Raw genomic sequence first — 24,318 nt, forward strand, 5'->3', positions numbered from 1 at the left:
TATAAAGATAGCATTTTTTATAAATCTATCTTAAATAATTTAAGTAAGCCGTTGAATTTCCGAGAATTTCTGTCGCCTTTTTTATTTCTGGGTCGTGTATTTTGTAGTATTCATACAAACCTTCCCTGTATACATAGCGCTTAACAATATCTTCTGTTAACAGACCCAGCAAGTAGTCTTTATTTTCATCTATAGCATTACTTTTTGATATTTTTAAATTTGAAATCAAGGTGTTGTAATCCGCATTAATCTCATCATTTAAACCTTCTTTGGTTGCTTCATCAAAGGCTTTTAGAAGAGCTTTTTCGGTATTGCTTTCAAACGAAAAATTGTTGGTTTTTAAATAGTTTTTAAAGTTTGAAAAATCAGCCGAAGTCAGTTTAAACGTATTAATATCTGCTATTTTATGACTATAGTAATAATCGGTAGCAAAATCAAAAATCATATCATCGTTCACTAAGGCATTTGTAATGGTAGAATTTTTAACGATATTTAAATGTTCATCTGGCAAAACACCGCCGCCATCAAACACTTTTCTTCCGTTTTTTGTTTTAAACTCGTTGTAATTTTCTTGTTTCACACGAACGGCTTCGCCGTTTTCATCCCTATGCCAATAATCCAAAGCTTGAATACACCTTCCAGATGGCGTATAATATCTAGAAATGGTAATCTTAACTTGGGTACCATAAGTTAATTCTTTTGGACGTTGTACCAAGCCTTTTCCAAAGCTTCTAGAGCCCACAATAACAGCTCGGTCTAAATCTTGTAAAGAACCAGCGACGATTTCACTTGCTGATGCACTGCCACCATCAATAAGCACTACTAAGGGCATCTCTGTATCAACCGGGTCTTTTTGCGTATAATAGGTCTTGTTGTATTTTTCGACTTTCGACTTTGTAGTGACCACCAATTGGCCTTTTGGAATAAATAAATTAACAATATCTACGGCTTCATTAAGTAAACCACCAGGGTTTCCTCTTAAATCCAATATAATGCGTTCTGCTCCCTGTGCTTTTAAATCCCTTAATGCATAACTGGTCTCAGAGGTTGCCTTTTGGTTAAACTGACTTAAAACAATAAAGCCTGTTTTGCTATCAACCATAGAGAAATGGGGAACTGCTTTCAGTTCCACTTCGGCTCTTTTTATGGTGGTTGTTAGGGTTTTTCCTTGACGTACATACGTGACTTCTACCGAGGAGTCTGGAGCGCCTTTAAGCAAATCGCCAGCATCTTCTTTATAATCTGCCACCAGTGCATTGCCTACTTTAATAATTTCATCGCCCGCTTTTAAACCTGCTTTATCTGCTGGATAATCTTTATAGGGCTCTACAATAATCAACTTATCTTTTTGGGTTTTTACTTTGGCGCCAATTCCGGTATAATCACCCGTGTTATTAATCCTGGCCGCTTCTACATCTTGTTCGTTCATAAAGTTGGTGTACGGATCTAAATCGGCCAACATGCTTTTAATGGCTTTATCCATTAAATCGCCCGGATTGGTTTCATCAACATAATTCATGTTGAGTTCCTTAAACAAAGTGGTGAAAATTTCTAGTTGTTTCGCGATTTCAAAAAAGTCGTTTTTAAAGGATGTTGTTGAAAAAAAGACAACAATGGCCAAAACGGGGATTAAAATTCTTTTTTTTAGTAATGTTTTCATTTTTTACTTTTTTTATTTATCCATCTTTTCAATACAAAAAAGACAATGATTACGATGATAATAAAAGGCCAAATATATAATATGCCCAAGAAGAAAACCGATAAGCCATCAAAGCCAGAACCAAGGGCGTTCCACATCTTTTTACCATACGAAGTGGTAATGCCTGTTTCGGCAGTTTGCTTGTAAAACTCAATATTTATGGTGCTTAAGGATACTTGGTTTTCAAGATATTTTAAACGGCCTTGTTTGGCTTCAATTTCCTCACGTATGTTTGAAAGTTCGCGTTCTATTTCTAGCATATCTTTTACGTTATTGGCTTTTACCAACAATTCTAAATAGCGTTTTTCTAAGGTTTTTTTGGCATTAAGGCGCGCTTCCAAATCGATAAATTCTTCGGTAACATCTCTGGCCGAAATGCTTTTTGTGTCAAAATAAGCCACCTGCTTACTTATGGAATCAATGGTAGTTTGAAAGGTGTTGGTAGGAATCCTAATCGTTAAATGCCTAGTAATGGTGTTATAGGATTTGTTGGCATTATCGCTTTGTATGATGCCTTTATTTTGAAGGACGATTTTTTTTATGTCCGAATAAGTTTTATCCAAATCTTGGGTTTCAAAACGTAAATAAGACTCTTTGATTATTTTTTGTTTGGCATCCTCTGAAACCATATCAACAGTCCCAGCATCATTAAGTATAACAGCCTGCTTTAAACTTGAAGCACTTGGTTCAGCTTCCATGGCGGCATAACTGGTATCATCAGATTTGCCCTCAGAGCACATTAAAGGAAGCATTAATACAAAAAATGAGAAAATTAATTTCATAGTCCTAAGATTGCGGTTTAGAAATGGTGCCTATAAATTTTTCAAACAATTGGTTCATTTTGGTTTCCACTTGCCCGTACGTTGGTTTGTCTTTACCAATGTACAAAATCATTAACGCATAAGATGTTGTAATGTTGTTAAAATAATCAGGCTTATTTAATCGGTAAGATTCTCTTAATAAGCGTTTTATTCTATTTCGGTCAACCGCTTTTTTAAAATGTCGCTTGCTAACGGAAACCCCAGCCTTCACCAAAACAGCGTCATCAAACGACGCATTCATATAAACCAAACGCAACGGATATGCCGTAACCGATTGCCCTTCGGTAAACAGCACTTCAATTAATTTTTTGCTTTTAAGCTTATCTTTTTTGTTAAACGTGAATTTCAAGACCTTTATTTTAAGTAGCCAAAGGTACTAAAATATAAAACCTGATGAAAAGTTGTTCAATTTGTAATGACATGGCTCGCTTAAACGGCGTGGATTATTGTTTGGCAATCTCAATATCTTTTAGCACATCGTTACGCAATAATGCCCAATGGAATCTTAAACTATCGTTTTCTTGCCAAGTCTTCCCATTATTTTCACTGTAATGTACCAAAGGCATATCGTTGTATATGGGGCGGGTTATTTCAATAATTTTGTCCCAATAACCCAAAGCATTTTCTAAATGGGTCATGGCTAATTGTTTGTTTTTTGAATCATTACTTTGGCGGTACGTTTCCAAGGCTAAGCCGCCCTTTATTTTTTCCGCCATGTAAAGTCCCATATATGCCCAGGTTTTAATATCCGCCACTTCATACATTAAATCAGTGTTGTCTTCAGTAATATTTTCAACCAAGCGAAGCGCTTCTTTAGAATCTCGTTCAAGGTCGCTGGCAAGCATTACCGGTGTGGTATATCCTTCTGGAAGGGATTGCTGTTTCGACGCATAATTTTTAATATAATTGGCGATGGAAACAAAGGTGGTGTCTTGTGGCGGTTGATTGATAAAACGGTTAATGTTTATAAACTCGACATTTTCAGTCTCAGGATTTCTATAGGTAAACCCTTCCGCATAGATGGTAAAATCCCAAGTAGAATCAAAAAAGGACACCAAACGAAGCGGTGTTTTTCCAGCTAAATTAGAAGCTTTAAAAAGATTTTCAGCATGTGCTTCTCCATAGCGTTGTTTAAATGCGTTGACAAAAACGGTGTTTGGTGTATCAGCATTATAAAGCAATCGTCCCCAAAGTTTGTAGAACAACCATTGGCGTTCAAAAGCATATTTCGCACTTATTTTATAATCGGGGTTTGTAAAATAATCTTTAGCGGGAATATAGGTTTCAGAGCCTATAAAATAGCCGCCCACATAATCAGGGGTATTTGCTTTAATGTGTGCACGGGCAAATTTCTCTACGCCCCAACGTAAGCAGAAAAAATCCTCGTTTCTAACGGTCCAAACAATTTTAAAATCTTGTGGAACCGGGTCGAAATACTTGCCATATAACTTACCGCCATGAACCTTAATGAGCTTTGTGGTAGAGTGGGGGTGCGACCAATTAAACTTCATGCTCGCCCAAACAGGTTTTTCAATCTTTTCCATTGCGGCCTCTTTTTCAATGCCGTCGCGGGTTATTTGTTCCATTTCCATGGAGGTCGCCCCTAACGATTCGGTATTACCTGAAAACGGAATACGATGTATCAATTTTGAAGTACGATTCGCCTGTTGCATACCCGCAATAATGGTTTCTTGCATCCACTGTTCGCGTTCAAAAGGCGTCATACCTCCCATGCCTTCGCCTAGGGTTAAGCCCATTCCCGACAAATCGGGATATTCATTTAATAATTGCGTGACGCTTTCGCGTGTATAGGTTTTTATAATTTGCGATGTATCTGCATCCACATAATGATGGTGTTCTAGGTTATTCAAGGCCACACCATGTTTTTTAGCAAAAGAGGGCGGCACAAAAATATTAAACGGCATCACGTAGGTATCAATACCTCGTTCTTTTGCCATTTTAAAAATGGACGTAAACAGATGTTTCCATTCTTTCATTTCGGCATCGGTCCACTCCGATGCTTCGGGAAAATTTTTCGACTTAATCATAAAAGGGTATGGATGCAGGTTCCAAACGGTAAGTACATTAAAACGGTTGTCGCTCATCATATCTAAAAATGCTTCCCAATACTCCAAATCCCGACACATCTCATCATGTTGGCTCAATGCATAACTGTGGCGATAGCTATCCCAAGGAAGGTCGAACTTAATGGCGCGAAATAGTAATTTCGGACTTTCAGACCTGTTTTCAACCGCATGTAATGTAATGCCGTTTTTTAAATCTTCAACGATACTTTGTGCGGCATATATCAATCCAGTTTCGTTACCACCAGTAAGCACGATGTTTTTCCCTTGATTATTTATGGTATACGCTTCTTTTCCTAAAGTGGTGTCTAATTTAAATTCTACAGTAATGGTAGCGTTGTTGTCGGCAATGGTATACCCGTTTTTTAGCAGACTTTCTGAAAGTTTTTTGGTAGCATATTGTTGTTGCAGGGAAGCAGCATCAAAGTTTAATTGCACCGATTGGGTGTCTGCACAGCTTACGGTTAAAAGCAGCAATACTAGGTAAAAAACGATTTTTTTCATGTTGTTGGTAAGTTAGGAAGCACGTTTAAGGATGCTTATAAAGTAACTAAAGATACTAAAAAGAAACCATCAAGTGGGTATTGAAACTTTTATGATTATTTGATGTCAGTTCGAGTGATTCGCCAAAGCGAATTGTATCGAGAACCATTCTATTAATTAAAAATTTGATTCTCGATACAAATTTCACACATGAAAAATGGTTAGAATATCAGTATCCTTTCACGTAGTTTCGCCAGTTATGTTGTTCTTTAAACCCTAGTACTTCACGGATTTTACGATTTGAAAACAAAGCTTCATGTTCCTCCAATTCACGAGTGATTGGTACACCCGGAAAAAATTGTTCAGCCAATTGTTTGCTCGGGATGATGGCGCCGTTATGATCGTTTCCAGCATTGAAAATCTGAAAACCAAGCCTATCTTTTTGCAAACATAAATCCACTATCTGGCCCAAATCGCGGGCATCAATATAGCAGAACGCATTCCTACGGCGCACTTCGGGATGTTTAAAAAAATGCGGAAATAAGGTTTCATATTCGTGCGGCTCAATAACGTTACCAATACGAAGCGCATAAATATCAAAACCCGAGCGACGCTGAAAGCTGCGTGCCGTTTTTTCATTCATCACCTTTGATAAGCCATAACTATCCATTGGGTCTACATCATAATCTTCTTCCAAGGGTAGGACGTGCGGATTGGTAATGCCATCCGAAAAGCAAACCCCATACGTGGTCTCAGATGATGCAATGATAATCTTCTTTATGCCCAGTTTCACAGCTGCTTCAATCACATTGTAGGTGCCTATGGTGTTTACTCGAAACGTTTCATTATCGGGGTTAATCAATATTCTAGGTACGGCAGCAAAATGCACGACGGCATCAAATTTTGGGATGCCGTTGCCAAAGTCTAATTCATCTAAGCCAGCATAGGAGCTCATGGCATTAAACATTTGTCCAGAATCCGTTATATCTGCGATTAAGTTATCCACACCCGGGTAATCTAAAGGCGTTAGGTCTACATTCATTACTCGGTGTCCTTGCTCCAGAAGATAGGCGATGGCGTGCTTGCCTGCTTTTCCAGAACCGCCCGTAAAAAGTATGCGCTTTTTGGTCATGTATGTTTTATTTTTTACTAATTTTTATTAATCAACAGTCACTAATTTAATCTCACTTTCCGTTGGGAAATCTTCAGGCACTTTATAGGTTGTTTTGCCAGTAGCCAACCATTCCGTTGCCCTAATCAATGTGGTTTGAAACCCTATGCATCTGTAACTAACGGGATAGGTTTCGCCTCGCCATAAATGCCCCATGCTGGAATTATAAACCTGGCCTTTTCCATACGCTACTACCCATTCCACGGGCCAATTAATAGTCGTTTCTTTTTCAGTAGCATAAGATAAAACGGTCAGGTTTTTGGCAGGGCCTCGGGCATATTTATAAAGTTCCATATCGGGTGTTTTCCATGCTTTTGGAAAACCATCATTTATGGGGTGGTTGTTAAGAATATGAATGACTTCATCGTTTCTTGGGCCGTGGTACGTCCCTTTGCCTTCACCTATGGGGATTTCTTTTATTTCACCATCATCAGCTACTCGAAGCGCAACGCCTTCTGCCGGAGATCGCCAGCCCAAGCCAATCATCTCGTTATAGGCATCCCAATGCGGAAACGCATTATTGGCAGAATGAAGCACATACAAGCCGCCGCCCGATGCCACATAGCTTTCAAGACGTTCTTCAACCCTTTTTGGCCATTTTGTGTTTTTCATATCAATGTTGTTGGTGTTTTGAATAACCACGGCATAGTTTTCAAAGGCAGGATTCCATGTGTCCCAAGTAGCATAGTCAGGTCGTAAAGGTGCTGTTGAAACACTGACATTAAATAAGCCTGTTTTTTCTAGAATGGATGTAACCACCAACGTAGTTTGTTTCCAGTCGTGATTACTAAAACCATCAATGATGAGTACCTCTATTTTATCTGGTTTTGATTGACCAAAAGCAAACAGATTAATAAATACCAAACAAGTAATTACAGCAAATTTAATATTCTTCATGGATTATTTAATTTAATGACAAACGAAAGATAGTGCAAATTTAAAAACCCTCTTATTAGGAGGGCTTTAAATTCATAGAAACTATAATGACATTTACTTTTTATTATTCTCCTTATTAATATCCGCCATCAAGTTTTTAGGGTCAATCTCCACGCTTTTAACCGTTTTATTGGTTTCGAAACTATAGGTTGGGTAAGCCCAAGCCCAATTTGGTTGTACGGTGGCACGGGTTGGTTTTTCGCCATGCATCATGCGTAATGGAATATAAAAATCTTCGGTGGTGTCGTCCATATAGGTTATGGTAACATCTATAGGCATCGGCATTAAACCTATACGTTCCAGCGTTACTGTGTTACCCTCAACAGATTTTACGCCATAATCGATGGTGTTGGTGGTTTGGCCAAAATCGGTTAAATACCAATCCAACTCCAATCCAGATACTTTTTCTGCCACGCGAATAAAATTGTTGGGGTTTGGGTGTTTAAAAGCCCATTCTTTAAAATAGGTTTTAATGGTTTCTTGTAAAGCGTCATCGCCCATAATATAGCCCAACTGCGCTAAAAACACGGCACCTTTGTAATACGATGCTAAACTGTAAGCAGCATTAATGGCGTACCTATCAGCCTGTGTGGTTAAAGGGTGCTCTCTTCCAGATTTCGCTAGATAGATGTATTTGTCATAAACATCTTCTAGGGGGTTTTGTTTCCCTTCATTAAAAATGGTATTTACGGCATTATATTCTACATAGGTGGCAAAACCCTCGTCCATCCAAGGGTGTTTAGCTTCGTTGGTTGCCAGTAAAAACTGAAACCAGGTATGTGCCATTTCATGCGATATGACATCTTTAGCGATACCTTCATAAGTGCCTTCCCCCAAAAGAAGGGTACACATGGCATATTCCATACCGCCATCACCACCTTGGATGATGGAATATTGTTTATAAGGATAATTGCCAATATGCTCACTGTAATATTGCATAAACTCTGCCGCTTTGGGTTGTATTTTTTTCCAATTGTCCAAATTACTTTGGGGCATGGTATTTTTATAAAAAAAGTGAAGCATGGGTCCGTTTGGAACTTGAAAGGTGTCGTGTGCATAATCAGGGTCGGCTGCCCATGTAAAGTCGTGTACATTAGGTGCTAAAAAATGCCACGTGAGTTTATCGGTTTTTGGGACATTTAACTTACCGATTTCGTAACCGTGACCGATTTCGTTGGGGTTTTGTAAATAACCCGTACCACCTATAGTATAATGTTTATCGATGGTTATTTTTACATCAAAATCGCCCCAAACACCATAAAATTCGCGAGCGATATACGGGTCGGTATGCCAACCATCCACATCATACTCCGCTAATTTAGGATACCATTGCGCCATCGATAAGGCAACACCTTCCGAATTGTTTCTACCCGAACGCCGTATTTGTAAGGGGACTTGGGCATCAAAAAGCATATCGAACGAGACTTTTTCTCCGGGCTGTATAGGTTTAGCTAAAGTCACTTCTAAAATGGTTCCAACGGTTTTATGCGTAATATCTGTACCATTTTGTTTTAAGGAATTGACTTTAATATAGCCAATCTCGTTGGGTTGTAACTTGCTAATGCGATCCTTAACCCTACGGTCTGGGTCTGGAATCGTTCTGGAACGCACATCCATTTCGCTACCCGGTTGAAAGGCGTTAAAATATAAATGGTAAAACACCCGATGTAGCACATCGGGTGAATTATTGGTATAAACTAACTGTTGTTTTCCTTTGTATTGATAGGTGTTTACATCCATATCAATCTCCATTTTATAATCTACATGTTGCTGCCAATAGTAAGGGTTTGAAGAAACCAAAACTTTTGATGGGGATTGTGAAGTTCCTTTACATGAAATGAATAAAATGGTTAAGCATAAAGTATATAAAAATATTCTCTTCATTAATTAGCTGTTTTTATAGCTTCGAAGCCATAATCAACGCATTATAAGCGTTAACCATTTTTCCCGATGAGGTTAAGTTTGAAAATGGTTTTACATTTTCGGTATCACCACCCACAACAACATTTGCTTTAATTGGTAATCCAGAGTCCATAAGAATCTTTTTAACCTGAGCAGCCGATAATTTTGGATAAAGCGAACGAATTAACGCCGCAACGCCCGCAACCGCAGGAGCTGCCATAGAGGTACCACCTTTAGTGTCATACTCGTTTTGTGGCGTAGTTGAGTATATTTTTGCTCCAGGGGAAAACACATCAACATTAATTTTTCCATAGTTTGAGAAATCGGCAACCATATTGGCACCATATTTTGGCTCTAAAGCACCCACGGTGATAAACGTATCTGACACTTCTGGACCATTATTAATTTGATCGTTAGGGTATACGTTTTTTTTATCTAAATCTTCGCCTTCATTTCCAGCCGCTTTTACAATTAAAACATCATGTTTTCCTGCATAGGCAATGGCTTCCCTTACCCAATCACTGTGAGGTGAATAGTATTTACCAAAACTTCCGTTAATAACTTTAGCACCGTTATCAACGGCATAGCGAATGGCTAGGGCAATATCTTTGTCGTATTCGTCTCCATTAGGAACGGCACGAACGGACATGATTTTTACATTATTGGCAACACCGTTAGCACCTTTGCCATTGTTGCGTTCAGCAGCTATAATACCCGCAACGTGCGTACCATGGCTTTCGTCTTTTTTACTTGGTTTTACATTACCATTGCCATAGTATTTTGTGGACATATCGTCTGGATTGTCTCCATTTAAACGGCCTTTAAAGGTTAGATTTAAATTATAGTTTAGGCGATCATTAAATTGCTCGATACCTTCGTTTAGTTGTTTTTTAAATTCTGTAACGCTGCCACTATCTAAACTATATACATATTTTATAAGCCCAACTGCTTGTTGCAGTTTTTCGTTTTCGGCTTTTATAGCATTAACATCGTCTTGCGTGTATTCCTTTTTGTTCAAATGTGTTGAAACAATGTCGTCCGCAGCAATTAATTGTTGTAAAAACTGTTCGTAATTGGTTTTAAGCCCTGTATATTTTTCATATTCCTCATCATACTCGGCTTTTGCCCTAGCATAATCAGGATTGTTGGTGTCATTACTAGCTAGAATACGCACAAACTCCAATTGTTCATTATAGGCATCTCCTAAAAAATTCCAGCCATGTATGTCGTCTACATAGCCATTTTTGTCATCATCAATCCCATTATTTGGAATTTCTTTTGGATTGGTCCATATAACACCATCCAAATCTTCATGGTCCGTATCAATACCTGTATCAATCACAGCTACGATAACCGTTTGTCCCTTGTTGTTTTTAATAATCTCCTGATAGGCTTTATCAACGCTCATGCCTGGTATGGTATCTTTAACCAAATCTAAATGTCCCCAGGTTTGTTTTTCCTTTTCTGTTAAAGCCGACACCTTTAATGGTGAAGAATCGATATTTTCTATAGGTGTTGATATTATTGGCGCGGTACTTCCACAGCCATAAAATAATACGGCCGCCAAAGCCGCTACTGATAATGATTTAAATCTGTTCATTTTTATGTATTTGAATTAGTCTATTGTTTGTTAACCGAAAACCTCTTGGGATGTATATATCTCATTTAATCTTACGCCTTTTTCGGTATGTTTTACAGTTATTATGTGGTTGTTAGCGTCATGTTCTAAAAATAGATAATAATTATTATCTGCCGCTATATTAAGAAATTTTTCTTTCTCGTTTAAGGTTAATAGAGGCCTTGTGTCGTAACCCATAACAAATGGTAATGGCAAATGTCCCACAGTTGGCAATAAATCGGCCATAAAAGCAATGGTTTTGTCTTTGTAATGAATCATGGGAATCATTTGTTTTTCAGTATGTCCGTTAGCAAAAAAAATATCAAAACCCAACTCTCCATTTTTAAGCAAATCATCTTCAGGAAGCGTTAAAAACTTTAATTGTCCGCTAGCTTCTATAGGCAAAATATTTTCCTCTAAAAACGATGCCTTTTCGCGTTTATTGGGTTGGGTTGCCCATGCCCAATGGTTTTTATTGCTCCAAAAATGGGCATTTTTAAAGGCGGTCTCATAACCCGAATGGTTTTTGTTCCAATCTATGGCACCCCCACAGTGGTCGAAATGAAGATGCGTTAAAAACACATCAGTTATATCGTCATGATGAAAACCATGTTTTTTTAAGGAATTATCCAAAGAATCATCACCCCATAAATAATAATACCCAAAAAATTTATCAGATTGTTTATTGCCCATTCCAGTATCAATCAATATAAGTCTGTTGCCATCTTCAATAAGCAAGCATCTGGCGGTAAGATCTATCATATTATTGGCATCTGAAGGATTGGTTTGTTGCCAAATGGATTTTGGAACCACACCAAACATGGCACCACCATCTAACTTAAAATTTCCAGAATTTATGGAATATAACTGCATTAGGGATTAAAATATTTTGCAAATTAGTAAAACGGTTAAAATAAGCGCAAATTCTTAAACTTTATTAGTTGTTTTTTAACAGTTTTAAACAGCAGTAGTTTGTTGATTGCGAATTATTGCCCTATTTTTATAACAAATTCCACCGATGAAGTTTTTACCACTATCCCCAATGAAAATAACTAAGATGAAAATTTTACAATTTGGGCGTGATTTTAAACCAGATGATGAAATTATTCTTAGAGATTATCTAGCCATAGAACGAACGCGCTTGGCTAACGAACGCACTTTACTATCATATATTAGGTCATCGCTTTATCTCATTTTGGGGGGTATTGCCTTTTTACAGCTGGAAGGTTTTTCAAATATTAAATACTTAGGATTATTATCACTTTTATTAAGTGTTATTTTTTTAGTTGTTGGAGTTTACAGATTTATGCTTTTAAAGAAAAGCTTAAAGAATTTATATTATAAAAAGGAACACAAGGATGAATGATTTTATAAATCACCTATTAGCCGAATTTGAATTGCCGCTTGGTAATCCAGTTTTAATTTTTTCTCTTATTTTATTTATCATTCTTTTAGCACCTATTTTGCTAAAAAAAATTAAAATACCAGGAATTATTGGATTGATTATTTCCGGAATAGTTATTGGTCCTGAAGGATTTAATCTTTTGGAAAAGTCACTTTTTGTTGATGTGTTTTCTACCATAGGCTTGCTTTATATCATGTTTATTGCAGGTTTAGAACTCGATTTAAATGAGTTTAAAGCCAATAAAAACAAGAGCCTTTTATTTGGCTTATTTACTTTCATAATACCCTTTGGAATTGGCTATCCTGTTTGTTATTATATTTTAGGTTATGGTGGCAACCCAAGTTTTTTAACGGCTAGTATGTTTGCAACCCATACTTTGGTGACCTATCCTATAGTAAGCAAGTTAGGTATTTCAAAAAATCAAACAGTAGCTATTACTGTTGGCGGAACCATTTTAACAGATACGGCTGTATTGATGATTTTAGCAATAATCATGGGGTCACACAATGGCGGATTGACACAGGAGTTTTGGATTCGGTTAGGTGTATCGTTAACCATTTTTTCAGTCATTATGTTTTATGTGATTCCCAAAATTGCCAAATGGTTTTTCAGAAAATTGGAGAGCGAAAAACATTCACATTATATTTTTGTGTTATCGGTTGTTTTTTTTGCAGCCTTCTTGGCTGAAATTTCAGGGTTAGAACCTATTATAGGGGCATTTATAGCAGGTCTGGCTTTAAATAGGTTAATACCACATTCATCTGTATTGATGAACCGTATTGAGTTTATTGGTAATTCCCTCTTTATTCCGTTCTTTTTAATAAGTGTAGGCATGTTGGTAAATGTTAATGTTATTTTAAGCGGACCAACAGCATTAATTATAGCAGGAACTTTATCTGTGGTTGCATTAGCAGGAAAATGGTTTGCCGCTCTTTTTGCACAACTCGTTTTTAAGTATAATAGCATCCAGCGACAATTGATATTTGGTCTAAGCAGCTCACATGCAGCGGCAACTCTAGCCGTTATTCTTGTTGGATATAAAGCGGGTATTTTAGATGAGAATATTTTAAACGGCACCATAATTCTAATTCTAATTACTTGCATTGTAGCTTCTTTTGCTACGGAACAAGCGGCTAAAAAAATGGCAATATTAATAGCTGATGAGGTGGAGGAAGTTCAAAGCACTGTTTTTAAAAGTGAGCGTATTTTGATACCGATTGCAAATCCGGAAAATATGCCTACGATTTTGGATTTTGCCGTATATATTAAAGACAGAAAATCAAATAATCCAATCATAATTTTAACCGTTGTTCCTAATAATGTAGAAGCGAGAAAGAATATTGCTAAAGCCAAAAAAAATCTGGAAAATACGATAAAAGACCTTGCAGCATCAGAAACAAAGGCCGAAGTTATAGCTACTATAGATTACAACATTTCAAGTGGTATTTCTAGAACGGCGCGTGAGATTTCTGCAGACATCATCATTTTAGGTTGGCCACAAAAAACAGGTTTTTTTGACAAGCTGATGGGAGATAAAATGGAGAGTATTATAGATAATACCGAAAAAACGCTCTTTATTTCAGATTTTGAAAATCCACTGATAAATCACAAACGCATATTTGCTATTGTGCCACCAAGAGCAGAAAATGAGGAAAGTTTTACAAGTTGGGTGTTCAAATTATCAAAATTGGCAAATGAGTTAAGTGTCCCTTTTCACATGAATTGTAATAATGAAACAAAACAGGCCTTAGTAAAACTTGCGAAAATTAATAAAACAATCCCATTAATTATTTTTTCAGAATTTACTGATTGGGATGATTTTTTTGTGCTTTCTAAAGATATCAACAGTACCGATTTGATAGTGCTTGTTTCCGCAAGAAAAGGAAGCGTGTCCTATTTTAACCAACTTGATAAATTGCCTTCAAAACTTGAAAAACAGTTTCCTTTAGTTAGTAAAATTATTGTTTATCCGTAGATTATTATGAGTACAGACTTAATAATAACATTTTGTGTCATCGGTATTGGGATTTTTCTTTTTGTTAAGGATTATTTTTCAATTGATACCACGTCCATTTTAATTATGGTACTGTTTATTGTGGCAGGTGTTTTAAATCCTGAAGAAGGTTTTTCTGGATTTAACCATCCGGCCACTTTAACATTGGGCTGCATATTTGTGGTTAGTGGTGGCGTATTTCATTCGGGTATTTTAAATGGACTAAGTGGGCATATTATCAAATTGGCCAAAATTCATTATGTGGTGGCACTTGTTGTATTTTGTGTGATTACAGCCTTGTTTTCAGCTTTTATAAACGATACGGCAATCGTGGCATTAATGCTGCCCATAGCTTTAACGGTATGTAGGGAAACCAATATTAGCCCAGGAAGGTTATTGATGCCCATATCGTTTGCCGCGCTTTTTGGAGGTACTTGCACACTCATAGGTACATCAACCAATATTTTAGTTAGTAGTTATGCTAAAAAATATGGCCTGGAAGAATTTGGGATGTTCGAATTTAGCTTGGCGGCACTTTGTTTGCTTTTTATAGGGTTTCTTTATATCTTTTTTATTGCTCCTTTTTTACTTCCAAAACGTAAAGATGAGGCTAGTGAACTTATTAAACAAGTAGAGGAATATGTTATTGAAATAGTTATAGAAGAAGGGAGTATAGACATTAATAAAACTATAGTAAACTCAAAACTGGTTTTAGATTACAATGTAAATATCCTATCTATAATGAGAGAAGGGATTTTAAACTACGATTTAGGCCCTAAAACCATGATTATAAAAGGCGATGTTTTGAAAGTCGTTTTACCGCCACAAATGGTTCATAAATTATTGGATGTTAAAGGCTATAGAATTAAAGGGAGCAAACTAGTAAATAACCCCGACAATCATAATGTTTATGAGGTGATTATTCCCTTTGGATCCAGTTTATCGGAAGGGTCATTAAAATCCATGCAGTTTAATAGACGTTATAATATGTCGGTATTGGCGATTCGTCACCGAGGCGAAATTATATTCGACAAATTATCATCTGTAAAGCTCATGGAAGGCGATATGCTGTTAGTTTTAGGACAAAAAGAAGATATCAAAAATTTAGAAGACAAAAAATTGGTGGTAACACTTTCAGAATATCAAAAGAAAAAGGTTAATTTAAAAAAGGCCATACCAGCGGTGTTGATTGGATTAGGTGTTGTTTTGGCGGCATCCCTCAATTTTACCTCAATATTAATAAGTGCCATGATAGGAGCTTTGTTAATGGTTTTGACTAAAATATTAAAACCCATAGAAGCTTATAACGCGGTAGAATGGAAAGTTATTTTTATGATGGCAGGCGTACTATCCATGGGAACAGCCTTAGAAAAAACGAGAGGCGACGAGCTTATAGCCGGTTTTGTACAAAATACGTTGGGACAATACAATCCGCATATTACGTTAAGCTTGTTATATTTAATAACCTTTATTTCAACTAATCTTATTTCCAGTAAAGCGACGGCAGCTTTGCTAACGCCTGTTGTTATTAGTCTGGCAGCCATTATGGAAATCAGTGAGCGCCCTTTTTTGGTAGCAGTGATGTTTGCTTGTTCATTAACGTTTATGACGCCAGTAAGTTATCCCACCAATACCATGGTGTATGCCCCTGGAAACTATAAGTTTAATGATTTTTTACGCGTAGGAACCCCTTTAAATGTAATAATATGGATTGCAGCATCCTTTGTTATTCCTTATTTTTTTCCTTTTTGATTCTTTTGATTAATTAAAGTAGGTTCCATAAATAACGAAAATCTTTAATATCTACCATGCTTTTTTGTAGGCAAATAAGATCACTTCGTTGACCTAAATTAGCATTTTACTGTATTTAATAATTTAAATTTTATGTTTCTGGTGTTATCCAATAAACGGTGTAAATTATTCAACAGATATTACTTTTTCATTTACGTCTAAAGTATCATTGTATCCAAAAGGGCGCTTTTCCCCGTTCTTGGCTACAATAATTAATGGGAGTATGTTTTTGTTTTGTTTTAATTTATCCTTAAGCCATAAACGGGTTGAGGTTTCTTTTTTTATAACAATTTCAATCTCTTTATAGTTTAAAGACTGGATTTTGCTTATCCAAGGTTCGATGTTAATTTTGCCCGCAAACAAAGAAGAGGCAGAAGCCGTTTTCAACGAATTTATGCCCACACCTTCTCCACTTTCATTTGGTGATATAACAATATATTTTTCGGGGATAAAAAAAGCATCGTTTGCCAATTGCGAGGCCAATAAGTTAATTTCATTATTTACAGTCAACGCAATGAATGTTCTAAAGTTTCCAGCAGAGGCTTCCGTTAAGGTCGTTTCGTCCAAGATATTTCCATGGATACATTTAAATCCTTTATCTTTTGCTAGTTCTGATACCGCTTTGTTGGCATCTATAAAAAGAACGTTGGTAGTTTCCTTTAAGTGTTTCCCTAGGAGAAGCCCTAAGGGATTGGCTCCCAAAATTAAGTAACCTTTTTTTGAATACTGTTTTACAAGTTCGCCACGTTTTTTTAACCAATTGGTAGACCAAGTTAATAAAAAAGGCACCGAAAGGGTTGTTAGTATAGCCATAAAAACAAGTATAGAAAATATTTCTTGGGAGATGATGCCTTTTTGCAAACCAATGCCTGCAATTATAATTTCTACGGCACCACGCCCGTTCATTCCGGTTCCAACGGCTAGGCCTTCTCGCCAGCCATTACCACTGGGTAGATAAAACAAAATGGTTCCAAGTATCTTTCCAACAAAGGCGACACCAAGAATTAAAAGCAGAAGATTCAAATCTGTTTGAAACACATCTAAAGAGACTTGAAATCCAGCAGTAACAAAAAAAACTGGAGCCATAAAACCAACAGAAACATCATGAAAAACGCGAATGATCTCTTTCGTTATTTTTTGGGGAAAAACGCCATCTTTTATAAAAAGTCCAGCCATAAAGGCTCCTAAAATACCATGAAGACCTACAAGTTCAGCCAATTCTGAAAGGCCAAAAACAATAATAAGGAGAAATGTAAAGTAAAAGGTTCGATTTTCTACCTTTCTTTTGGTTAGCCATTTACCAAGCCGAGGAAGGGCATACAAACCTAATGCAGTCGCAAAGGTAAAAAACAATAAAATTTTACCACTAATTATTAAAATCTCTGATATGTTTACAGAACCTGCGTCTATAAAACTAGATAGGCCTGCAAAAATAATAAGGGCTAAAGTATCAGAAATCAAAGCACCTGCCATGAGTACATAGGCGATACGGGTATCCAATAAGTTTAAATCTACAAGAATGCGGCTTTTGGTAGCCAAAGAGGTTACTCCAACAGCAATACCCACAAATAATCCAGCCATATTTGTACCTCCAGATAGGGTTACCACATAATATCCCAACGCAAACGGTACTACAAATCCACCAATGGCGGCTAAAAGTCCTGCCCAAGAAGCTTTGCCTAGGTCTTTAAAATTAATTTCTGTTCCTATATAAGCCATAAGCAGGATAACTCCCGCTTCAGATAAAATGGTTAAGGTGCTAGAAGTTTCTACAACGCCCAATAAGGGAGGGCCTATAATAACACCTACCAATAACTCTCCTAAAATGCTCGGATATCCAATACGTTTAATTAAAGCACCAGCTCCCCAAGCCGAGAGTAGCACAATGAATAAGTTTAAAATGCTAAATCCTTCCATAATTATGTGCTTTAATTAAAAACTGAGACATTATAAATATCCGACATTTTTTTAAAATAACCCATAATCATGCGTGTTTAGTAGCTATTTTTTAATATTTTGCTGCTGATTAAAAAAAATCCGACTAATAATATGATTGAACTTTCGGGTATTGTAATTTTGGGTATTTTATCGCAATGGGTGGCATGGCGATTTAAGCTTCCCGCAATTTTACCATTAATACTTATTGGTCTTTTTGTTGGTCCTATATCTACGTTATTCTCAGAAGATGGTAGTAAGTGGATAGAACCCGTGTGGAATGGCAAGAAAGGGCTGTTTCCAGGCGATAGTCTTTATAGTTTTGTTTCTTTGGCAATAGGTATCATACTGTTTGAAGGAGGACTTACTTTGAGAAAAAATGAAATTTCAAAAGTCGGCCCAGTTATTTTGAAATTGATAAGCTTTGCGGCTGTTATAACCTTTATAGGTGCTGGTTTGGCGGCACATTTTATCTTTGGTATAAGCTGGGAGGTTTCTTTTTTGTTTTCGGCACTTATTATAGTTACTGGCCCTACTGTAATAGCTCCAATACTAAGGAATATACCTTTAAAAAAAGAAATATCGGCAGTTTTAAAGTGGGAAGGTATTTTAATAGACCCTATTGGAGCACTCGCTGCGGTTTTAATGTTCGAATTTATTAGTATTGGAGATAGCAATGGTTATACACTACAGGCCATTATGGAGTTTGGTAAAATTGTTGTTATTGGTTTGTCTTTTGGAACTACAGCAGCTTTGATACTTTATTTTGCGATCAAAAAGAAACTTATACCTCATTATTTGCTAAATGTCACAGCTCTTTCCGTGGTGCTTTTGGTGTTTGTGGAGTCTGATATTTTTGCACATGAATCAGGTCTTTTGGCCGTTGTTGTTATGGGGATGGTTTTGGGAAACAGTAAATTGCCAAATTTAAAGGAGTTGCTTTATTTTAAGGAGTCTTTAAGTGTATTACTAATATCCATTCTTTTTATTTTGCTTTCGGCCAATATCAACCTTGAGGATTTAATGATTGTATATCAATGGAAAACGGTTGTTCTTATGGCAATCATTATTTTTGTTTTACGACCATTAGGCGTTTTTCTAAGCAGTATAAATTCGGGGCTTAAATTTAACGAAAAGGTATTTATAAGCTGGGTTGGACCAAGAGGTATTGTGGCGGCAGGCATTGCATCGTTGTTTGGAACCAAGCTTGCCTTAAAAGGAGAGCCTTTCGCTGAATATATAACTCCTTTGGTGTTTACCACTGTAATGGTTACAGTTTTTTTGAATGCTGCTTCTGCAAGGCACATTGCAAAATGGATAGGTGTTTATTTAAAAGCAAGCAACGGCATTTTGATAATTGGAGCCTCTGAGGCATCAATAATCATAGCTAAATATTTAAAAAATAATGGCAGACATGTTGTTTTAATAGACAATAATTTGGTCAATATAGATAAAGCCAAAAGTAAAGATCTGGACGCTATGCAAGCCAATATTTATTCTGAAGACTTATCTAATGATGTTGAATTAAGCGATATAGGTTATTTGTTTGCATTTACAGGAAGTGATGAAATAAATAAATATAGTATAAACAAATTTAAAAATGAATTGGGTGAAAAAGGGGCTTATAGGTTAATTTCATCGGAAGAAATCAACAATCAACAAAATATTTCTATCAACAATCTTTTTTCTAAAAAAGATGACTTTATTAATTTTAGTGAAGTGGCTCGAGATTACCCAATTATCCATGAGGTTCCTATAAATTCTCAAGAAGAGTTTCTTAAAAAAATAGATATTCTTAATAATGAACAGAAGGCTATACCGCTGTTTGTAAAAGATGCTATTGGAGAATTACATATTATTTGTGAGCTAACTAAGGCGTTTACTATAGAAAAAAACTTCATGCTTGTTTATTTAGGAAAACCTTTTGATAAGGAAGCTTTTAATGAAGTGCCAAAAAAAGAATCTATATAAAAAATGGCATCCAATAAAGATGCCATTTTATAATTTAGTAGGATGTTCTATGAGCTTGTGATAACAAGCTCCCTAAAGTTTTTATCTACGATGATGGTTGTTTCCCCATCAACAACGATTTCCTCGCACAAAAACCCTTCTTTATCAATTTTAACTTTTGACACTTTAAACGGCAAACCATGAAACTCTAATTTAAATGTTTGATAAGGCGCATCAAATTTCCCTGATTTATGTTGTTGTATTATGAGTTCCTTTTCTTTACCAATTAAATTAAATTCTCTAAAACTATATCGGCCTTTAATATAATCATAGCCATCATGGGCATCTTCAAATAATTGCGACGATTCTTTGCCCGGCTTATAATACACGTCAAATTTTAATTCATCAATAACCTTTTCCCCAACATATTGTTGTACTGGGTATTTCGGAATCATAGAACCTTCTTTAATAAATATGGGCATGCTATCTAAATCGGCATCCACCCAAAGTTCTTGACCGCCTTCAACCAATTCATCCGTCCACAAGTTGTACCAATTTCCTCTCGGGAAATACATGCGTCTTCCTCTGGAGTTAGGGGCGTTTACAGGGCAAACCAGTATTTTTTCACCAAAAATAAATTCATCATTTCTATGGTGCGTATGTTTATCTTCTTGATCAAACAACACCAACGATTTTAAAATAGGAATGCCTTCACTGGCATATTTCCAAAAAGCGGTGTATAAATAAGGAAGTAACTGATATCTTAACTCAATGAATTTCCTAACAATATCGGTAATGTTTTTACCAAATGCCCAAGGTTCTTGATCGCCATGATCGCCAGAGGAGTGTGTTCTACAAAATGGATGGAAAACGCCTAATTGTATCCATCGTGCATACAATTCGCCATTAGGTTGCTCTGCAAACCCACCAATATCCGAGCCAACAAATGAAAACCCAGACATGGCCATACGTTGCGCTTGTACGTTGGCAATGGTTAAGTGTTCCCAACTAGCCACGTTATCGCCAGTCCATGTTGAAGTGTAACGTTGGGTTCCAGAATAAGCAGCCCTGGTTATTACAAATGGCCTTTTTGGATAGGAGAACTTTTTAAGACCTTGGTAGGTGGCACGAGCCATTTGCATACCATAAATGTTATGTGCTTTTCTGTGACTGCAATGGTTGCCCTCATAATCATGTCGCACATCATCTGGAAACGATTTTCCGGGTACATCCATAACGGCAGGTTCGTTCATATCGTTCCAAACGCCTTTTACGCCAATATCTTCAACAAGTTCTTTAAACAAATCAGACCACCATTCGCGCACTTCGGGGTTTGTAAAATCGGGGAAATAACATTCGCCCGGCCAAACTTTGCCTTTCATATAAGGCCCATCGGCACGTTTACAGAAGTAATCTTTTTCTAAGCCTTCTTTAAAAACCCAATAATCTTTGTCTATTTTAATGCCGGGGTCAATAATAACAATGGTTTTAAAGCCTTGATCGGCCAATTCCTTAACCATTCGTTTAGGGTCGGGAAAATAGTCTTTACTCCAAGTAAAACATCTAAATCCTTCCATATAATCGATGTCCAGATAAATGGCATCACAAGGAATTTGTAATTCCCTAAACTTATTGGTGATTTCCTTAACGTTAGATTCCGGATAATAACTCCATTTGCATTGGTGGTATCCTAAAGTCCAAAGTGCTGGCATTTCATGGGGTTTCCCAGTTAAATCGGTGTAATTTGCAACGACATCGGACATCGCAGGGCCATAAATAAAATAATAATTCATTTCACCACCATGCGCCCAAAAACTGGTAATATTTCGTCTTTCTTGGCAAAAATCAAATTGGGACTTAAATGTATTGTCAAAAAAGATTCCATATGATTTGCCGTGATGTAACGCAGTATAAAAAGGAATGGCTTTATAAATGGGGTCTGTGTGCTTACCAAAGGCATACGAATCCGTTACCCAATTTTCAAAACGCTTCCCTTTAAGATTATTGTCTGTAGGTTTATCACCCAAACCATAATAACTTTCGCTGTCTTGTGCGGTTTTTGACATTTTAACGATGTTACCGCCGTAGTGATAGCTTTCTTCCCAATGGAACCCTAATTCGTCTTCACATAAAAGCGTTTTGTCTTTAGCATCATAAATAAAACTTCTTAAATCGGTTTTTGAAATATTACAAATCAGTTTTGATGTGGTGATGATATAAAACGTTTCATCTTCTGTTACTTCAAGAAAATTATAGCCTCTGCTAGCATATTTTGTGATGGCATACGAGAAATCTTTTTCAAAAACAGATGTTGTGGTGAATCTGAATCTCAATACACTATCCCTTACCACGGTAACCTGCAATGCCACACCGTTTTCTGATGTAAATGTTAAAGTATCCCTATTTTTTACGTAAGATATTATTTTTGTGGGAAATAAGTTCCCTTTATATTCTAATTCGGTGTTTAATATCATATAAGAAATTAAAAAGTATAATTAATTCTCGAAAATAATAAATTTAATAGGCTTTTGTTGTCAATATTCATTAAAAATACCGCTGATAATTTGTGGCTTGCATAAATTATCAGCGGTATAATTGTATAAATCTCAAACGTTTCTATGCTTTTATACTGAAAGCAATCATGCTTAAAGGAGGCAGCGTTATTTGTGCGGAATTTTTCTTGCCATTCCACGATTCATTTTTTATGGTGATGGCTCTTTTATTTGAAACACCACTACCTCCAAACTCCAAAGCATCACTATTAAATATTTCTTCCAATTTGCCCATTACAGGAATACCTATTTTATATTTTTTATGGACAGTAGGCGTTAAATTACATAAAACCACAACATCATTTTCTGGATTGTTTCCTTTACGTATGTAGCTGATGACACAGTTTTGGTGGTCATCATAACTAATCCATTCAAAACCATCGTGGCTAAATTGTTTTTCAAATAAACCGGGATTGGATTTGTAGAAGGCGTTTAAAGCTTTAAAATAATTTTTTAAATCTTGGTGTGGTTTAAAATCCAGCAAATTCCAGTCTAAACTACCTTGAAAATCCCATTCGTTATATTGGCCAAATTCACTTCCCATAAACAACAATTTCGTTCCGGGATGGGTGAACATATAGCCATAAAGCAAACGTAAGTTTGCAAAACGCTGCCACTCATCACCCGGCATTCTTCCTAAAATGGAATTTTTACCATATACCACTTCGTCATGCGATAACGGAAGCATAAAATTTTCGGTAAATGCGTAGGCTAAACTGAACGTGATGTCGTTTTGATGGTATTGCCTGTAAATAGGGTCCTTTGAAAAATAATCAAGGGTATCGTGCATCCAACCCATCATCCATTTCATGCCAAAACCCAATCCGCCTAAAAATACGGGTTTAGAAACGCCCGTAAATGCCGTGGATTCTTCGGCAATAGTTTGCACATCCGGGAACGATTTATAAACCGCCTCATTTAATTCTTTTAAAAACGCAATAGCATCTAAATTCTCTCGACCTCCAAAAATATTCGGTTCCCATTCGCCTTCTTCACGTGAATAATCTAAAAATAGCATGGAAGCAACAGCATCTACACGCAAAGCATCTGTATGGTAGTGTTCTAACCAAAAAATAGCATTACTTATTAAAAACGATTTTACTTCGTTTCGCCCGTAATTAAAAATCAAACTTTTCCAGTCTTGGTGATAGCCTTTTCTCTTATCGGGATGCTCATAAAGGCAAGAGCCATCAAAAAAGCCCAATCCATGAGCATCTTCCGGGAAGTGGGAAGGCACCCAATCTAAAATAATACCAATATCGTTTTGGTGTAATTTATCAACTAAATATTTAAATTCCTCTGGGTAACCAAAACGTGAGGATGGGGCAAAATAACCCGTTACTTGGTAACCCCACGAAGGGTCATATGGGAATTCCATGATAGGCATGAGTTCTACATGCGTAAAATTCATGTCTTTTACATAGGTAACCAAATCATCAGCCAACTCAAAATAGGATAGAAAACGATCTTCTTCTACCTGTCTTTTCCAGGAACCTAAATGCACTTCGTAAACAGAATATGGAGCATCTAACGCATTGTGTTTCTTGCGTTTTTTCATCCAATCGCTATCTTTCCATTTATAGGAGTCTTCCCAAACAATAGAAGCTGTTTTGGGAGGGTGTTCACTACGCCTGGCATAGGGGTCCGCCTTTTCCGTTTTTATACCGTTATTATGACTTTCAATTTTGTATTTATATAAATTGCCTTTACCAACAAGAGGAATAAATCCTTCCCAAATACCACTGCTATCCCAACGCACATTTAATTGATGCTCTCCTTCTGTCCAAAAGTTAAAATCGCCAATGACAGAGACTTGTTTGGCACTAGGGGCCCATACAGCGAAATACGTACCATCAATACCATCAACGGTAACGATATGAGAACCAAATTTTTCAAAAAGCCTATAGTGTTTACCCGCTTTAAAAAGGTTGATATCGAAGTCTGTAAATAGACTATAAACTTTTACTTGTGCCATATA

Annotated in this window: 16 protein-coding genes; 4 read left to right on the forward strand and 12 right to left on the reverse strand. The window is 36.6% G+C overall.

Translation table 11 applies throughout. The features are described 5' to 3' along the window. Positions 1–25 precede the first annotated feature (25 nt). The 9 genes from CDH50_RS03720 to CDH50_RS03760 all read right to left on the reverse strand — a co-directional run bounded on the left by CDH50_RS03720 (position 26) and on the right by CDH50_RS03760 (position 11,587). Entirely contained in the window at positions 26–1,660 is a 1,635-nt protein-coding gene (locus CDH50_RS03720; protein ID WP_100610519.1) for a S41 family peptidase, read from the reverse strand. After that, complete coding sequence (locus CDH50_RS03725) at positions 1,657–2,481, reverse strand: DUF4349 domain-containing protein (protein WP_100610520.1); 825 nt, start codon at positions 2,479–2,481, stop codon at positions 1,657–1,659. The genes CDH50_RS03720 and CDH50_RS03725 overlap by 4 nt, the downstream gene beginning before the upstream one ends. Positions 2,482–2,485: 4 nt before the next feature. Continuing rightward, a complete protein-coding gene (gene rnpA, locus CDH50_RS03730; RefSeq protein WP_100610521.1) occupies positions 2,486–2,869 on the reverse strand; it encodes a ribonuclease P protein component in 384 nt (127 codons plus the stop codon). 94 nt (positions 2,870–2,963) lie between these two features. Next, positions 2,964–5,108: a glycoside hydrolase family 20 zincin-like fold domain-containing protein gene (locus CDH50_RS03735; RefSeq protein WP_100610522.1), complete on the reverse strand. Its 2,145-nt coding sequence runs from the start codon at positions 5,106–5,108 to the stop codon at positions 2,964–2,966. A 208-nt stretch (positions 5,109–5,316) separates the two neighbouring features. After that, positions 5,317–6,219, reverse strand: a complete 903-nt coding sequence (locus CDH50_RS03740) for an NAD-dependent epimerase/dehydratase family protein (RefSeq protein WP_100610523.1) — start codon at positions 6,217–6,219, stop codon at positions 5,317–5,319. Between the two features lie 27 nt (positions 6,220–6,246). Beyond that, on the reverse strand, positions 6,247–7,155 hold the full coding sequence (locus CDH50_RS03745) for a ThuA domain-containing protein (RefSeq protein WP_100610524.1): 909 nt from the start codon (positions 7,153–7,155) through the stop codon (positions 6,247–6,249). Positions 7,156–7,248: 93 nt separating this feature from the next. Continuing rightward, positions 7,249–9,078 carry a M1 family metallopeptidase gene (locus CDH50_RS03750; RefSeq protein ID WP_100610525.1) on the reverse strand — a complete coding sequence of 610 codons (1,830 nt, stop codon included), beginning with the start codon at positions 9,076–9,078 and terminating at the stop codon, positions 7,249–7,251. 13 nt (positions 9,079–9,091) lie between these two features. Continuing rightward, positions 9,092–10,696, reverse strand: a complete 1,605-nt coding sequence (locus tag CDH50_RS03755; RefSeq protein ID WP_100610526.1) for a S8 family peptidase — start codon at positions 10,694–10,696, stop codon at positions 9,092–9,094. A gap of 30 nt (positions 10,697–10,726) precedes the next feature. Then, positions 10,727–11,587 (reverse strand): MBL fold metallo-hydrolase, encoded by an 861-nt coding sequence (locus tag CDH50_RS03760; RefSeq protein ID WP_100610527.1) that lies wholly within the window; start codon positions 11,585–11,587, stop codon positions 10,727–10,729. Positions 11,588–11,771: 184 nt separating this feature from the next. On the opposite strand from CDH50_RS03760, the gene CDH50_RS03765 reads away from it, so the two are divergent. Genes CDH50_RS03765 through CDH50_RS03775 form a run of 3 tightly spaced genes read left to right on the forward strand, consistent with a single transcriptional unit; the run spans position 11,772 to position 15,864 of the window. Beyond that, the gene (locus CDH50_RS03765) at positions 11,772–12,080 is read left to right on the forward strand and encodes a DUF202 domain-containing protein (protein ID WP_100610528.1); all 309 of its coding nucleotides are present in this window, start codon (positions 11,772–11,774) and stop codon (positions 12,078–12,080) included. Further along, positions 12,073–14,094 carry a cation:proton antiporter gene (locus CDH50_RS03770; protein ID WP_100610529.1) on the forward strand — a complete coding sequence of 674 codons (2,022 nt, stop codon included), beginning with the start codon at positions 12,073–12,075 and terminating at the stop codon, positions 14,092–14,094. Before CDH50_RS03765 ends, CDH50_RS03770 begins: the two co-directional genes overlap by 8 nt. Before the next feature lie 6 nt (positions 14,095–14,100). Then, positions 14,101–15,864, forward strand: coding sequence for an SLC13 family permease (locus CDH50_RS03775; RefSeq protein ID WP_100610530.1), 1,764 nt, complete (start codon positions 14,101–14,103; stop codon positions 15,862–15,864). Positions 15,865–16,029: 165 nt separating this feature from the next. Here the strand turns inward: CDH50_RS03775 and CDH50_RS03780 are convergent, their stop codons facing one another. Then, positions 16,030–17,820 carry a cation:proton antiporter gene (locus CDH50_RS03780; protein WP_100610531.1) on the reverse strand — a complete coding sequence of 597 codons (1,791 nt, stop codon included), beginning with the start codon at positions 17,818–17,820 and terminating at the stop codon, positions 16,030–16,032. A 132-nt stretch (positions 17,821–17,952) separates the two neighbouring features. Between CDH50_RS03780 and CDH50_RS03785 the strand changes: the two genes are divergently transcribed. Next, entirely contained in the window at positions 17,953–19,809 is a 1,857-nt protein-coding gene (locus tag CDH50_RS03785) for a cation:proton antiporter (protein WP_100610532.1), read from the forward strand. Between the two features lie 47 nt (positions 19,810–19,856). On the opposite strand, the gene CDH50_RS03790 is transcribed toward CDH50_RS03785, so the two are convergent. Both CDH50_RS03790 and glgB read right to left on the reverse strand, forming a co-directional pair. Further along, positions 19,857–22,262, reverse strand: a complete 2,406-nt coding sequence (locus CDH50_RS03790; protein WP_100610533.1) for a glycoside hydrolase family 31 protein — start codon at positions 22,260–22,262, stop codon at positions 19,857–19,859. 142 nt (positions 22,263–22,404) lie between these two features. Further along, a complete protein-coding gene (gene glgB, locus CDH50_RS03795) occupies positions 22,405–24,315 on the reverse strand; it encodes a 1,4-alpha-glucan branching protein GlgB (protein ID WP_100610534.1) in 1,911 nt (636 codons plus the stop codon). Between the last annotated feature and the right edge of the window lie 3 nt (positions 24,316–24,318).

This window comes from Confluentibacter lentus, from assembly GCF_002806995.1.
Classification (GTDB): Bacteria; Bacteroidota; Bacteroidia; order Flavobacteriales; family Flavobacteriaceae; genus Confluentibacter; species Confluentibacter lentus.